Here is a 14,138-nt window from a genome sequence, read left to right as displayed (position 1 = left end):
CCATGAAGCCGGCGCTGCCGCATCTGCCGCGCGGGGGATGGGGGCAGCGGTCCGAACCGCAGCCGTCATCCGCGAGCGACCGCGTCAGGGCATTTTCGGCTTGATGAGCGTCTTTATCGGAACGGCGACTTTTGGTGGCCGGACCGCACTGGCTCCACCGTCGACGGCCAGCCCGCCGCTGTTGAGATAGCGCACCGTATAGTGCAGCTCGTAGCCCGGAACTCTGATCCATGTAGGCTTGTGATTGAACTGGTCCGGAGGCCTCGAATACCACTTCGGGATCTGCATGATCTTGGAACCGGCACCGAATCCCGCACTCTTGGCCGCTACCGCGAAGGCGCTGTCTCTGGGATCGTTCGGCGGCTGGTCGACATTGCCGATGACGACCAGCGAATCGTATTTTCGCGCGTCGAGCCTGAGTGCGGGAAGGTTCAGCGCAGCCACGTCGCCTTCGCGCATCGTCAGCGCCTTCTGAAGGCCGTCCTCATTGGCGTAGACATTGAGGTTAATGGCCTCGGATTCCGCATAGACCACATTGTTATGGAAGTCGCGGGCCGCCAGACGCGTGAGGCTGTCGAAGGTCACTTCAACCGTCGGCTTGGCTATGGCGTCCGTCACAATCAGGTTGCGTCGCGGCACCGTCCAGAAGATGAGATCGTCGCCGGTGGCTTGCGTGCCGGCATCGGACCCGTCGATTGCCGAGCATTTCGAATTCGGAACCGGCGTCGTCACCGGCAGGGGTGCCGAAAACGAGCTGCGTACCTGGGCATCGATGTAGTTGCCGATGTTGAAAACATCTTCGAGGATGTTGCCGCCTTCGAAGCTCGCCGGGCCGGGTTGCGAGCGGATGATGACCTGGCTGGAATCGGTCTGCCAGCGGCTGCAGAAGACGTTGACGTCTATGGGAATGCCGATGTGACGGTCGGACGTCAGCGGGATCGAGACCTTGATGGTGAGGATATAGGGAACTTTGACAAACCAGCTGTTCGGCTGGTTCAGCATCTGCGTCGCAAAGCGCGACGGCCGCCATTGCTTCAGCGATTCGATCGATGCGCGCGATGATCGTCCCTGGGCGGCTAGCTGTGCGTTGGTGGCGTCGACCTTGGCCTGCGCCAGGTTGCGGACGGTGTTGGTGATCAGGAACACGCCGAGTTCGGCTTTGCAGGGCCTGTTCGATTGTGTGGGGTTGCATGGGGCAAGTGCCGCACTGGCAACCGGCGGCCCCGAAGGCGGCGGCTGGGCGGCCGCGGTGGCCGCCATCAGACCGAAGAACAGCATCGTGCAGGTTTTCAACATGGTATCCTCGCTCTGTCGTTGGAAACCACCCTCCGGCTAGACAGCAGCATTTGTCCGCTGGCGGTTCATCGCCCGCACGGGGGATGAACCGCGAAAACATCGGGCGGGCCTAGCGACGTCGGGCCGCCGTCCTTTCGGCTTGGATGGCTACTGCTTCACGACGCCTTTGGTCGTCGCCTTCGGCGCGACGACCTTGGGCTTGGGGGTTTTCGGACCTGGGTCGACTACCAACGCGGCCGTGCACGAGCATTTGCCCGAACCGCAATTCAGGTCGCCCTTGCACATTTTCGAATGCCGCATGTCGGTGCAGTCGGCGGTCCCGGAGCAGGAGCAACTGCCTTGCCCGATCGTACCGGACTGACATTTGAAGCTCCATGCCGGATCGGCAGCAACGCCGGCCACAGCGAGCGATAAGACAAAAAGCGTCGTCGAGATGAGCTTGCGCATGAATACCTCCCGGTTCAATCGAGCGATGGAACCACGGAGCAGCAACGCCTTCATCTCCCGTGCGGGAGATGAATTGGCAAACCGGTAACGATCGTCAATGCTGTCCCTTCAGCACGACGAGATAGCCGCGTTCGACGCGAAGCCGGAACGCGATTTGCCCTGCGGTGCCGGGATCCTTGGAAACCTTGTCGATGACATAGCCGCTGGGATGCGAGCCAAGCCATTCTTCCGGTTTGTCGGTGGTTTCGAATGGCTTTTGCAACCGGGCCAGGAAGCCGACTTCGCCTTGATAGTCGAAAGCCACGGCCCAGTCCGCATCCTTTCGCTCGTCGACGAAGTTGGCGAGCGGCGTCAGGTCATAGCGTTTGAACGCGGTTGCCGATGCCACCGCATGGCCGATGCCGAAAATGACAAGCATGACGACGGCCGAGCTTTTCAGCCTGGCGAGCGGGATCTCCGCCATGAAATACCCGAACAGGATGGTCACGAACGGCAACATCGGCACGACATAGTGGGGCTGCTTGCCGGATATCGCGCTGAACGCCAGCAACACGGCAACGAACGAGAACGACAGTAAGCGCAAGGCGCGCAGATCGGGCGACTTCGTCTCGATCAGGCTGCGTATCCGCGTGCGCAGCTTCAATCGCCATACCTCGGGTATAAAAATCCACGGCATGAACATGACCGGCAGCAGCAGCAGATAGAAGTAGAACGGCCGGCCGTGCGAATTGCGCAAATTGCCGGTGACGCGCCCCGCCGATTGGTTCCAGACCAGATCATAGACGAAACTGCCCTTTGTCAGGATGGTCGCCGGCACCAGCCAGATCGCCACCGGAATTAGCGCGGCGAGCACTGCCAGGCCCACTCCAACGAGGAAGTTCGGTGTCGCCAGTCCCGCCCGCCGGTCGCGCCAGAACGGGTAGAACAGGATGGGCGCGCCGATATGGATGAGCACCACCGGGCCTTTCGTCAGCACGCCCATGCCGATGAACAACCCGGCCAGAACGGCCTGCCAGCGGTCGCCGCTCCGGGCAAAGGCAATCAACGACAACAGCGCGGCGAGCACGAAGACCGTCAGCAACAGGTCGAACAGGATCAGCGTCGAATAGATGACGAACACGCTGCTTCCGACGACCAGCCAGGGGACGCGCCGTGCGATGTCGTCGCGGCCGGGAAACAGGGTCCTTGCCAAAGCCGTCGTCAGCCAGATGACGAGTGAGGAGGCGGCGAAGATGACCAGCATCGCCGCCGGCCGGCTGGCGCCGAAAACGGTCCAGACAAGGTCGATAAGCCAAAACAGCAGCGGCGGCTTCTGCAGATAGGGCGCGAAATTCATCGTCGGGACGAAGATCTGTCCGCTCAGATACATTTCCCAGGTGACGCTGAGATATCGCGTTTCGTCGACGGGCAGCAGTGGCCGGAAAGCGACCGCGATGACGATCAGCCCAAGCAGGAAAAGGTAGGGGAGCAGCCGCTCGGTAGATGTCGGTATCAAAGATCGAGATCCGCGCCAGAAACCATTTTCTTTCCAGCCGAGCATAGTGCCGCGTTTCTGGACCGCGAACGACCGCACCATGATTTTGGCCGAATTGCAACGATGCCGGTTTCGTTTTGCAGATTTTGCGGATGATGTTCTTAAAGGCTTGGAAAACTTACCGGCCGAGCCTTTTGGACCACGGCCGGTCCGGGGGATCTGCGCAAATCAACTGGAGCGCAACGGCGGCGACAATTCGCGCATCAAGAGTTCGAGCTCGCGCTGATCGCCGGTACCGGTCTTGTCGAAGATCGTCGCCAGCTGCGACTTGACGGTGCCGTCCGAGACGCCGCCGGCCGCGGCGATTTCCTTTCGCGTCAGGCCGGCGGCAACATGACCGGCGACGCGCCTTTCTGCCGCGGTCAGTCCGAACAGCGCCGCAATGGCGTCCAGCGCCGGGATTGGTGCCGAACCGGCCGCGGCGATGAAGATAGCCGCGGCGGCGCGCTGCGAGATACGCGCCGAGATTTCACGCCGCGCCAGCGGCATCACATGGGCCACCGCCGGAACGGCCGTCTTGGCCAGCGGAATGTTGATGCCGCAAGGTCCGAGCGCGAATTCGTCGCGCGTGCCGAGCTGGACGGCACGGCCGATCGCGGCATTGGCGTTGGCATAGGTGAAGGAAAGCTGTCCGCGCACGCAAGCGACCGAGATGTTTTCGGCGAGCAGCGCTTCGGCTGTCGGGTTGGCGAAGATGATGGTCATGTCTTCGGCGACGATCAGCACGGGATGGTCAAGGCTTTCGATGATGGAACGGAAGATTTCGGCCTTGCGCCGCTCCGCCTCGAACAGGTCGCCGATGGTCACCGCGCGCCGCACATGCGGCGCCAGCAGGCAGACAAGCTCGAGGTCCTCGCTGGAAATCTGGCGCCTGTCCTTGTCGGTAACCACCATCAGCGTGCCGATCCGGATCGGCCGCTTCATCAACGCCACCCAGAAGAAATCGTCCAGCCGGTTGGGTTGCACCCATTCGCGCACGATGCGGCTTTCGAGCCATCTCTGTCGCGTATCCGGACCTTGCAGGGCGTAGATCGAATCGACAGTGAACGGCACGTCGATCTCCATCTTGGGAACCGCCGCATAGAACGGCACTTGCGAGCCGTAGTCATGCTTCAACGGCTCAAGAACTGCGGGATCGCCGCAAGACACCGAAAACCGCGCGGAACTGCTGATCGTGTCGATGACGGCGAGCATGGCAAGCTGGCCTTCCGCCAGGCTGCAGATGGCCTCGAGTGTCGCTTGCCAGCGGCCGACGTCGGCAATCGAATCGTAGATCGCCTCAACGACCTGCGGCAATGCGCGACCGGCCGTGCCCGCCAGCGATGACATGAGCCCCTCTCATTTGCCGCCCTTGAGGCGACGAAGCATCATTCCTAGAATAACGCTGCGTAAGGTTGCCAACAACCCATTTCATCTGCTTCGCGCGGACGCGAGGATCGCATGAACGTATAGTTTGCCCGCCAGCCATTTGCTCGTCGGTTGCGGCAAGACCCTTGCCTTCGCAATGCCGTGACGCCATAAGCAGGAACAGGCGCCGCGAGGACTTGCTACAAGGACTTGCCACGAGGATTTGGATGAAAACTTTCCTTCTGCAGTTTTTCACCTGGTGGAACAGCCAGACGCTGGGAACGCGCTTCCACACCTGGCGGCACGGCAAGATGGTCGGGCAGGACGAGGTCGGCAACGTCTACTACGAGGGCGGCGTCGATTCGGAAGGCCGCACCCGCCGCTGGGTCATCTACCGCGACTATTCGGAAGCCTCGGCGATTCCGCCCGGCTGGCATGGCTGGATCCATCACCGTGTCGACGTTGCGCCGCCAACGGAAGACTACAAGCCCCGCGACTGGCAAAAGCCGCATGTGCCGAACCTCACCGGCAGCCCCGCAGCCTATCGCCCGAAGGGCTCGGTGCTGACCAACCAGCATCGTCCGCAGGTGACGGGCGACTACGACGCCTGGACGCCCGGTTCGTGATCGATCGCCGCGACACGCGCGCGGTTCCCACAGGCACCGTGTCCCCACGGGCGCGGTCCTTTGTCGCCACAATTGCTGTTTAGCTGTTTGCTGATCCGACAGCAGCAACTAGCCTTGGCGTTAAGAGAATCACCCGGGCGCAAACCACCGGACCTTGCATGAGCATGTTCAGCCGAATTTTGACGGGCGGATTAACCGCGGTCGTTCTCGCTTCTATGGTGGCGCTTGCTGCTGCGCAGGAGTTGGCGCCGCCTGCGCCGGACGCGTCGGTGGCGCCTGCAGCACCGGCAGTATCCGAGCGCATCACCAATCCCGTCGCTGAATTCGCCGGTATCGACAAGATCACCGGTCGCATCATCACTTTCGACGTCTATATCGACGAGACGGTGCAATTCGGCGCTTTGCAGGTGACGCCGCGCATCTGCTATTCGCGGCCCGAAAACGAAGAGCCGAAGACGGATTCGTTCGTCGAGGTCGACGAGATCACGCTCGACCGGAAAATCCGCCGTATCTTCACCGGCTGGATGTTTGCCGAAAGCCCCGGGATCAACGCCGTCGAGCACGCCGTCTATGATATCTGGCTGAAGGGCTGCAAGCAGAAGTCCGACGTGCCGGCGCCCGCTGCCCCCAAAACCAACTAGAACCTGTCAGCGCGGCGGATAGATACGCCGCGTCTTGCGGAACCGCCTTGTTGCCTGAGCGTTGGGGCCTCTCTAGGGAGGAGGTTGCCATGATGATGGCCAACAAAAGCGAGCTTCTCGACATCGAAAAGGGATTCTGGACCGGCGACGCCGACTATTTCAAGGCCAACGCCGACACCGAATGCCTGGTGGCCTTCCCGCAGATGGCGCGGGTGATGAGCAACGCCGATCTGGCCAAAACCGCGACGGAGCCGAAGCGCTGGCGCGAGCTCGACATCGACCTCAAGGGCATCATCGAGCCCGGCAGCGACATCGTCATGCTGACCTACGAGGCGCGTGCGACCCGGCAAAATGGCGAAGCCTATGCAGCACTGGTCAGTACCGGCTATGTCCACCGCGTCAATGGCTGGAAGATGATGTTCCATGCACAGACACCGCTGGTGACGGCGACCAAGGGCTGACCGGCCGGTAGAGCAATTCCAGGAAAAGTGTGAACGGTTTTCCGTGCGGAATTGCGTCAAAACACAAAATAGACCGGTTCGGCGTTTCCGTGAAACGATGAACCGTTCTAGATCACGGAAAAAACACAGCCTCGCCCTTTAGCGCCTCGGCCAGCATCTTCTCGTACTTGCCACGTGGCACGTCGATTGCGCCGAAACGTTTGAGATGCTCGGTCGTGAACTGCGTATCGAGCAGCGCAAAGCCGCGCGCCTTCAGGCGCTCGACCAGATGAACCAGACAGGCCTTCGAGGCGTCGGTCTCCCTGGCAAACATGCTCTCGCCGAAGAACACCCGGCCGAGCGACACCCCGTAGAGCCCGCCGACCAGCCGGTCGTCGTGCCAGGCCTCGACCGAATGGCAATGGCCCATCCGATGCAGCTCGACATAGGCTTCGCGGATTGGTGCGTTGATCCAGGTCGACCGCCGTTCCTCGCGTCTTTCGGCGCAGGCGTCGATCGTCGCCTCGAAATCGAAATCGATGCGGAATTCGAACAGATCCTTGCGGATCGTCTTCCTCAGGCTCTTCGGGATGTGGAAACCGTCGAGCGGAATGATGCCGCGCGTCTCCGGCCGCACCCAGAACACCTCGGGGTCATTGGCATTTTCGGCCATCGGGAAGACGCCGGAGGCATAGGCTTTGAGCAACAGGTCGGTCGGGATGCGATAGCCGGGTGCGTAGGGGCGGGTCATCGCGTCGCCCCTGTGTCACTCGCCTTTGGCCAGATATTTTTCCAGCCAGTGGATGTCGTAGTCGCCATTGGCGATGTCGGCGTTGCCGACGAGGTCGCGAAACAGCGGCAGCGTGGTCTTGATGCCGTCGACCACGAATTCATCGAGCGCGCGTCGCAGCCGCATCATGCACTCGACGCGGTTGCGGCCGTGCACGATCAGCTTGCCGATCAGGCTGTCGTAGTAGGGCGGGATCTTGTAGCCGGAATAGACGCCGGAATCGACGCGGATGCCGAGGCCGCCTGGCGTGTGGAAGTGGGTGATGGTGCCCGGCGAGGGGGTGAAGGTGCGCGGATCCTCGGCATTGATGCGGCATTCGATAGCATGGCCGTGGAAGCGGATATCTTCCTGGCGCACCGAAAGCCCGCCGCCCGAGGCGACGCGGATCTGCTCGTGCACGAGGTCGATGCCGGTAATCGCCTCGGTCACCGGATGTTCGACCTGCAGGCGCGTGTTCATCTCGATGAAATAGAACTCGCCGTTCTCATAAAGGAATTCGATGGTGCCGGCGCCGGAATAGCCGAGATCGGCGATCGCCTTGGCGCAGACGCCGCCAATATGTGCGCGCTCCTCGGCATTGAGCGCCGGCGAGGGCGCTTCTTCCCAGACCTTCTGGTGGCGGCGCTGCAGCGAGCAGTCGCGCTCGCCGAAATGCACGCCGCGCCCGGCGCCGTCGCCGAACACCTGCACTTCGATATGGCGCGGCTTCTGCAGATACTTCTCGATATAGACGGCGTCGTCGCCGAAGGCGGCGCCCGCCTCCGAGCGTGCCGTCTGCAGCGCCACCTCGAGGTCGGCCTCGCTATGCGCCACTTTCATGCCGCGCCCGCCGCCGCCGGCCGACGCCTTGATGATCACGGGGTAGCCGATCTCGGCGGCAATGCGCTTGGCCTCCTTTTCCTCGGTGACCGCGCCGTCGGAGCCGGGTACCACGGGAATGCCGAGGCGCTTTGCGGTGCGCTTGGCCTCGATCTTGTCGCCCATGATGCGGATATGGTCGCCGGTCGGGCCGATGAAGGTGATGTTGTGCGCGGCGAGGATGTCGGCGAACTTGGCATTCTCCGACAAAAAACCGTAGCCGGGATGCACCGCGTCGGCACCGGTGATCTCGCAGGCGGCGACGATCTGGTGGATGTTGAGATAGGAGTCGCGCGACGGCGGCGGGCCGATGCAGACGCTCTCGTCGGCGAGACGCACATGCATGGCGTCGGCGTCGGCGGTCGAATGCACCACCACCGTCTGGATGCCAAGCTCCTTGCAGGCGCGCAGCACCCTGAGGGCAATTTCGCCGCGATTGGCGATGAGGATTTTCTGGAACATCTTTCGCCTGTTCCCGGCTCTACTCGATCACGACGAGCGGCATGCCGTATTCGACCGGCTGCGCATCTTCGAACAGGATCGCCGTCACCATGCCGGCGCGCGGCGAGGGGATCTGGTTCATCGTCTTCATCGCCTCGATGATCAGCAGCGTCTGGCCTTCCTTGACCTTCTGGCCGATTTCGATGAACGGCTTGGCGTCGGGCGACGGTGCCAGATAGGCGGTGCCGACCATTGGCGAGGCGACGGCGTTCTTCGACACGTCGGGCGTCGCCGGCGCGGCCGCTGCCGCAGGCTGCGCTGCTGCCGGGGCATAGGCTGGCGGCGCTGCGGCGATCGCATGGACGGCCGGCGCCTGCCGCGAGACGCGCACCTTCAGATCGCCCAGCTCGACCTCGATCTCAGTGAGGTTGGTGTCGTTCAGTATGCCCGCCAGGTCGCGGATCAGCTGCTGGTCAACACCGTTCTTCTTTATCGACATTTTCGAGCCTTCTGTTTGTTGGCCGGTCATAGGCGTGCAGCCAGCGCCTGCAGCGCCAGCGTGTAGCCGAGCGGCCCGAACCCGCAGATCATGCCGACAGCGACCGGCGCGACCATGGAGACGTGGCGGAATGGTTCCCGCGCGTGGATGTTGGAGAGATGCACCTCAGCGACCGGCAGCGGCGCGACGGCGCGGATGGCATCGTGAATGGCGATCGAGGTGTGGCCGTAGGCGCCTGGATTGATGACGATTGCGGCGGCCTTCTCGGCGGCCTCGTGGATCCAGTCGACGAGGTCGCCCTCATGGTTCGACTGGCGGAAATCGATCTCCAGCCCAAGTGCGGCACCCGCCTGCTTGCAGTCGTCGGCGATCGCCGCAAGCGTCTTGCCGCCATAGATGCCCGGCTCGCGCTTGCCGAGCGCGTTGAGATTGGGGCCGTTCAGGACGAAAACCGTTTTCAAAAAATGCCGACCTTTCCCGGCGCGGCTAAGCCGGCGCGCCGGACCCTCTATAATGGGCATAGACGCTGGCGAAAAGAGCGCAAGTGCGTTCTTTCGCCGTCCACAACAGCCGGAAAACGGCCCGCGCCGGAAACCCGCAGCCTGATCGAAACCCGAACGCTAATCAGAGTGCGGCCTTCGCCGCCTCGATCTTTTCGGCCAGCACTTCCTGGCCGAGCGCGCCGAACACAACCTCGTTGCCGACGACATAGGACGGCGTTCCGGTGATGGCGAGCTTGGTGGCAAGATCATAGGTCTTGGAGAAGGCCTCAGTGATGCTCGGGTCCTTCATCTTTTCGCGCAGCGCCGCCTCGTCGGCGCCGAGCGACAGCGCCACCTTGATTGCCGCCGCCTCGGTGGCGCGCCCCTGGCCGCCGAGCAGCGCGTTGTGGAATTCGCCGTATTTCTCCGGCTTCATCAAGTGGAAGGCCATCGAGACGACGCTCGCCTTCTGCGAATCAGGGCCGAGGATCGGGAATTCCTTGAGCACGAAACGCAGGTCCGGATCGGCCTTGGTCAGCGCGCGCATGTCATCGATGGCGCGTTTGCAGTAACCGCAATTGTAATCGTAGAACTCGACGATGGTGACCTTGCCGTTCGGATTGCCGACAACGCCGTCGAAGGCGGAGTTGAAAATCTGGTCCTTAGCGTCTTTGATGACGCCGAGACTGGCGACGCGCTGTTCTTCCTTCTGCTTGGCCTCGAGCGCCTGCTGGGCTTCCAGAAGCACTTCCGGGTTCTTCAGCAGATAGTCGCGGACGATGCCTTCGACTTCAGTGCGGTCGAGCTTGGTTTCCGAGGACGCCGTCTGGACAAGCTGCGCCGTGCCGGCCTTCGCCGTCTGCGGACTTCCGGCGACGAAGCCGAACGCCAGCATGGCGAGGGCGGCTGCCACTCCGGTAGTGCCCAGCAGAATTGCCTTGGTCATGATCCTCGATCCTCTAGCCTGTGTTCGGGTCCGCTCGGTTCGGCTGTGTCGCAGCGTGCGTCCGAAAGGTTCACTTCTTCTTACCTGATGGTGCGTAGTTTATAATGTCCTGCGCGCGAAGCCAGCCCGGCTCGCCCCGCTTCATGCTCTGCTGCGCCCGCATGGCGAAGATCTTCGCATTCTTGTAGTCGCCGGAATAGAAATGCCCTTCGGCGGTCGCAAGCTCGGCCGCCGGGATGTTGCCGAGTTCGCCATAGGCCTGTGCCAGATAGCGGTATCCGGCGGCGTTTTCGCGATCCCGCCCGAGGCCCGTGTTGATCTGCGCCACCGCCTTCTTCAGCGAATCCGGCGTGCCGATAGCCATCAGCGCCTGGCCGTACGAGACCGGCAGCAGCCCGGATCGCGCCGGATCGAGGCTGACCGACCTGGCATAGGCGTCCGCCGCATCCTTCGGCCTGTTCGCCTTCATCAGGATGTCGCCGCGCAATTCCTGGAAATAGGGATTTTTCGGCTGTTCCTTGATCAGTGCGTTGGTCTTGGTGAGCGCCGAGGCCAGATTGCCGAAGAGATAGGTCATCTGCGCGTCGCCATAGCGCGAGGCGAGACTGCCGGGGTTCTTGCGTATCAATCGCGACGCCGCGGCCTGTCCTTGCATATAGGCGGCGATCTTGATGCGCATCATGTCGTGGCGCTGCTGCAGTGTCGGTGGGTCGACCTTGTCGAGGTAAGGGCTCTGCTTCACCAGCACTTCGAGATTGGCGATACGCTCCTGCGGCATCGGATGGCTGATCTTGTAGGGATCGACTTGGGCGCCCGAGAGCGACAATGCATTCTGGAAACGGCTGAACGTCTTCAGCATGCCCATGCCGGACTGGCCGGTAGCATTGAGATAAGCGATTGCCGAGCGGTCGGCGGTCATCTCTTCGGTGCGCTGATAGGCGAGGATACTGCGTTGCGCCATCTCGCCGCCGCCGGCCATCACGCCCATGCCGGCCCCAGCGAGGCCGCGGCTATTGCTGGTGGCGCCGGCCACCATGGCGCCGGCGCCAAGCAGCGTCGCCAGGATTGCCATCGTCTTGGCGCGCTCGAGCTGTTCGCGCAACTTTTGCTGGTGTCCGCCGGCGATATGGCCGGCCTCGTGGGCGATGACCCCGATGATCTCGTTGGGCGTTTCGGCTGTCATCAGCGCGCCGGTGTTGATGAACATGCGGCGGCCAGCAACAAAGGCGTTGAAGCTCTGGTCGTTGACCAGCACGATGTTGATGGCGTCGCCCGATAAGCCGGCCGCTTTGAAGATCGGCCGTGCGTAATCCCGCACCAGCGCCTCGATCTCGGCATCGCGCACCACCGGCACATTCTGCGCAAACGCGTTGACCGAGCCAGCCATGGCTAGCACCGCGGCAAGCGAAAGCGTCGCGAAGGCGCGCGCTGTCCTGGCGATCGTCGATCTGGGTCGGCTTAACATGGCAGGTCCACTGGTAGACGAGCGGGCGAAGGATGAAAAGTCGGCACCTTAAAACTTACCGAACTTGTGATCCCCACATCAATCGGGCATTTGTGCGGCGCGGCCTGCATGGCCGGCACGTGCGGACAAGTGTGGTGGATTGAAAAATGGTTGTTTCGCTTTCGCGCCGCGGCGCCGTCGAGCCGTTCCACGCCATGGACATCCTGGCCGAGGCGAATCGGCTGAAGGCCAAGGGCGTGCCGGTCGTTTCCATGGCAGTCGGCCAGCCGTCCGACCCGGCACCGGCCGGGGTTCGCGAAGCGGCGGCGAGCGCCTTGAAAGCAGGCCGCATCGGCTATACCGACGCGCTGGGCCTCGCCGGCCTGCGCAAGGCAATCGCGGCCCATTATGGCGAGCATTACGGGCTTGACGTGCCGCCCGAGCGGGTAGCCGTTACCACCGGATCGTCGGCTGCCTTCAACCTTGCCTTCCTGGCGATGTTCGATCCGGGCGACCGCGTCGCCATCGCCGCGCCGGGCTATCCGGCCTATCGCAACATCATGGCTGCGCTCGGCATCGACATCGCCGAGATCGAGCTCGGCGGCGCCGCCTATCTTCATGCCGAGCACCTGAAAGCCGCGCACCGCGAAAAACCGCTGAAAGGCGTGCTGTTCGCCAGCCCGGCCAATCCGACCGGCGCGGTCATTCCCGCCGGCGATCTCGAGGCGCTGGTCGAGACGGCGCGCGAGCTTGGCATCGCCGTGATCTCAGACGAGATCTACCACCGGCTGGCCTATGCGGCGCCCGACACGACTGCGCTGTCTTTCGGCGCGGACGTGACGGTGATCAATTCCTTCTCGAAATATTATTGCATGACCGGCTGGCGCATCGGCTGGATGGTGCTGCCGCAGGATTTGGTGCGGCCGATCGAGCGCATCGCCCAGAGCCTCTACATCTCGCCGCCCGAACTGTCCCAGATTGCCGCGATCGAAGCGTTCAAGGCGACAGAAGAGCTGGAGGCGGTGAAGGCGCGTTACGCCTGGAACCGCGAGCTCTTGATGCAACGCCTGCCGGACCTCGGCTTTGCGCTTGCTGCGCCCATGGACGGCGCCTTCTACGCCTTCTGCGACGTCACCCGGCACACCAACGACAGCATGGCGTTTGCGCGCAGGATGCTTGCCGAGGCGCATGTGGCGGCGACGCCCGGCCGCGATTTCGATCCGCTGCAGGGCCATCGCACGATGCGCTTTTCCTACGCCGGCAGCCACGACGACATGGTCGAGGCGATGGCGCGTATCGAACGCTGGCTGAAGTAGCGGGGACGACGATGCCGGAGCTTGAACAGGCGCCGCAACGCGGACAGGCGCCCCAACTTGGACAGGCGCCCCAGCTTGAACAGGCACTGCGCGAGGTTGCCGCCGAAATGGCGGAGCGTGCCGATCGCGGCGACGTTGCCAGCTATATTCCGCAGCTGAGCAAGATCGACCCGAAAAAATTCGGCATTGCCGCGGTGACCAATGACGGCCGCGTGCTGACCGCGGGCGACGCCGACGAGGCATTTTCGATCCAGAGCATCTCAAAGGTATTCACGCTGACGCTGGCGCTCGGCAATGTCGGCGACGCGCTATGGCAACGGGTCGGACGCGAACCGTCGGGCAATCCGTTCAACTCGATCGTCCAGCTCGAGCACGAGAACGGCATTCCGCGCAATCCGTTCATCAATGCCGGCGCCATCGTCGTTTCAGACATCCTGCTTGCCGGCCATCAGCCGCGCGAGGCGATCGGCGAGATCCTGCGCTTCATCCAGTTCCTGGCCGATGACGACACGATCATCATCGATCGCGAGGTCGCGGCGTCCGAACGTGCCACCGGCTTTCGCAATTTTGCGCTTGCCAATTACATGAAATCGTTCGGTAATCTCAATCACGCGCCGGAACTGGCGCTGGGCGTTTATTTCCACCATTGCGCGATCGCCATGAGCTGCCGGCAACTCGCCCTGGCCGGGCGCTTTCTCGCCAATGGCGGCAACAATCCGGCGACCGGGCATTCCGTCGTCTCGGCCGAGCGCGCCCGCCGCATCGGCGCGATGATGCTGACCTGCGGCCATTATGACGGCTCCGGCGACTTCGCTTTCCGTGTCGGCATTCCCGGCAAGAGCGGCGTTGGCGGCGGCATATTGGGGATCGTGCCGGGCGTCGCCTCGCTTGCGGTGTGGTCGCCTGGCCTCAATGCCAATGGCAATTCCAGGCTGGGCTCGATCGCGCTGGAGAAACTGGCGAAGATGATGAACTGGTCGATCTTCGCGCCATAGTGCCTGTCGCCTGGAATTGGCACGAAGAAATCCCGC

The 14,138-nt window shown here is 62.8% G+C and carries 15 protein-coding genes; 5 read left to right on the top strand and 10 right to left on the bottom strand.

Features of this window, described 5'->3' with window-relative positions:
- Positions 1-84 precede the first annotated feature (84 nt).
- The 4 genes from NKJ93_RS03525 to NKJ93_RS03510 form a co-directional block, all read right to left on the bottom strand.
- Positions 85-1,296, bottom strand: a complete 1,212-nt coding sequence (locus NKJ93_RS03525; RefSeq protein ID WP_352515791.1) for a hypothetical protein — start codon at positions 1,294-1,296, stop codon at positions 85-87.
- 147 nt (positions 1,297-1,443) lie between these two features.
- Entirely contained in the window at positions 1,444-1,797 is a 354-nt protein-coding gene (locus NKJ93_RS03520) for a hypothetical protein (protein WP_352515792.1), read from the bottom strand.
- Between the two features lie 40 nt (positions 1,798-1,837).
- The gene (locus NKJ93_RS03515) at positions 1,838-3,238 is read right to left on the bottom strand and encodes an ArnT family glycosyltransferase (protein ID WP_352496716.1); all 1,401 of its coding nucleotides are present in this window, start codon (positions 3,236-3,238) and stop codon (positions 1,838-1,840) included.
- 207 nt (positions 3,239-3,445) lie between these two features.
- Complete coding sequence (locus NKJ93_RS03510; protein ID WP_352515793.1) at positions 3,446-4,606, bottom strand: helix-turn-helix transcriptional regulator; 1,161 nt, start codon at positions 4,604-4,606, stop codon at positions 3,446-3,448.
- Positions 4,607-4,851: 245 nt separating this feature from the next.
- On the opposite strand from NKJ93_RS03510, the gene NKJ93_RS03505 reads away from it, so the two are divergent.
- From NKJ93_RS03505 to NKJ93_RS03495, 3 genes are all read left to right on the top strand, one after another.
- Positions 4,852-5,250, top strand: coding sequence for an NADH:ubiquinone oxidoreductase subunit NDUFA12 (locus tag NKJ93_RS03505; protein ID WP_352484551.1), 399 nt, complete (start codon positions 4,852-4,854; stop codon positions 5,248-5,250).
- Positions 5,251-5,408: 158 nt separating this feature from the next.
- The gene (locus NKJ93_RS03500; RefSeq protein WP_352451095.1) at positions 5,409-5,891 is read left to right on the top strand and encodes a DUF2155 domain-containing protein; all 483 of its coding nucleotides are present in this window, start codon (positions 5,409-5,411) and stop codon (positions 5,889-5,891) included.
- 92 nt (positions 5,892-5,983) lie between these two features.
- Positions 5,984-6,352: a hypothetical protein gene (locus tag NKJ93_RS03495; RefSeq protein ID WP_023717474.1), complete on the top strand. Its 369-nt coding sequence runs from the start codon at positions 5,984-5,986 to the stop codon at positions 6,350-6,352.
- Positions 6,353-6,464: 112 nt separating this feature from the next.
- Here the strand turns inward: NKJ93_RS03495 and aat are convergent, their stop codons facing one another.
- The 6 genes from aat to NKJ93_RS03465 form a co-directional block, all read right to left on the bottom strand.
- Positions 6,465-7,082 carry a leucyl/phenylalanyl-tRNA--protein transferase gene (gene aat / locus NKJ93_RS03490; RefSeq protein WP_023717475.1) on the bottom strand — a complete coding sequence of 206 codons (618 nt, stop codon included), beginning with the start codon at positions 7,080-7,082 and terminating at the stop codon, positions 6,465-6,467.
- 15 nt (positions 7,083-7,097) lie between these two features.
- Positions 7,098-8,441 (bottom strand): acetyl-CoA carboxylase biotin carboxylase subunit, encoded by a 1,344-nt coding sequence (accC, locus tag NKJ93_RS03485; RefSeq protein WP_352484553.1) that lies wholly within the window; start codon positions 8,439-8,441, stop codon positions 7,098-7,100.
- 19 nt (positions 8,442-8,460) lie between these two features.
- The gene (accB, locus tag NKJ93_RS03480) at positions 8,461-8,919 is read right to left on the bottom strand and encodes an acetyl-CoA carboxylase biotin carboxyl carrier protein (protein WP_023717477.1); all 459 of its coding nucleotides are present in this window, start codon (positions 8,917-8,919) and stop codon (positions 8,461-8,463) included.
- Between the two features lie 26 nt (positions 8,920-8,945).
- Positions 8,946-9,380, bottom strand: coding sequence for a type II 3-dehydroquinate dehydratase (aroQ, locus tag NKJ93_RS03475; protein ID WP_352484554.1), 435 nt, complete (start codon positions 9,378-9,380; stop codon positions 8,946-8,948).
- Positions 9,381-9,543: 163 nt separating this feature from the next.
- Positions 9,544-10,347, bottom strand: coding sequence for a DsbA family protein (locus NKJ93_RS03470; protein ID WP_023717479.1), 804 nt, complete (start codon positions 10,345-10,347; stop codon positions 9,544-9,546).
- A 70-nt stretch (positions 10,348-10,417) separates the two neighbouring features.
- Positions 10,418-11,812: a M48 family metalloprotease gene (locus tag NKJ93_RS03465; protein WP_352496196.1), complete on the bottom strand. Its 1,395-nt coding sequence runs from the start codon at positions 11,810-11,812 to the stop codon at positions 10,418-10,420.
- 146 nt (positions 11,813-11,958) lie between these two features.
- Between NKJ93_RS03465 and NKJ93_RS03460 the strand changes: the two genes are divergently transcribed.
- Together NKJ93_RS03460 and NKJ93_RS03455 are read left to right on the top strand one after the other, a co-directional pair.
- Positions 11,959-13,107: a pyridoxal phosphate-dependent aminotransferase gene (locus NKJ93_RS03460; RefSeq protein WP_352587620.1), complete on the top strand. Its 1,149-nt coding sequence runs from the start codon at positions 11,959-11,961 to the stop codon at positions 13,105-13,107.
- Positions 13,108-13,118: 11 nt separating this feature from the next.
- On the top strand, positions 13,119-14,102 hold the full coding sequence (locus NKJ93_RS03455; protein WP_352484558.1) for a glutaminase: 984 nt from the start codon (positions 13,119-13,121) through the stop codon (positions 14,100-14,102).
- Positions 14,103-14,138: the final 36 nt, after the last annotated feature.

This window comes from Mesorhizobium sp. M0028, from assembly GCF_040323855.1.
Classification (GTDB): domain Bacteria; phylum Pseudomonadota; class Alphaproteobacteria; order Rhizobiales; family Rhizobiaceae; genus Mesorhizobium.
Note: the sequence above shows the minus strand (reverse complement) of the source record. Positions and strands in the feature narration are given on the sequence as shown.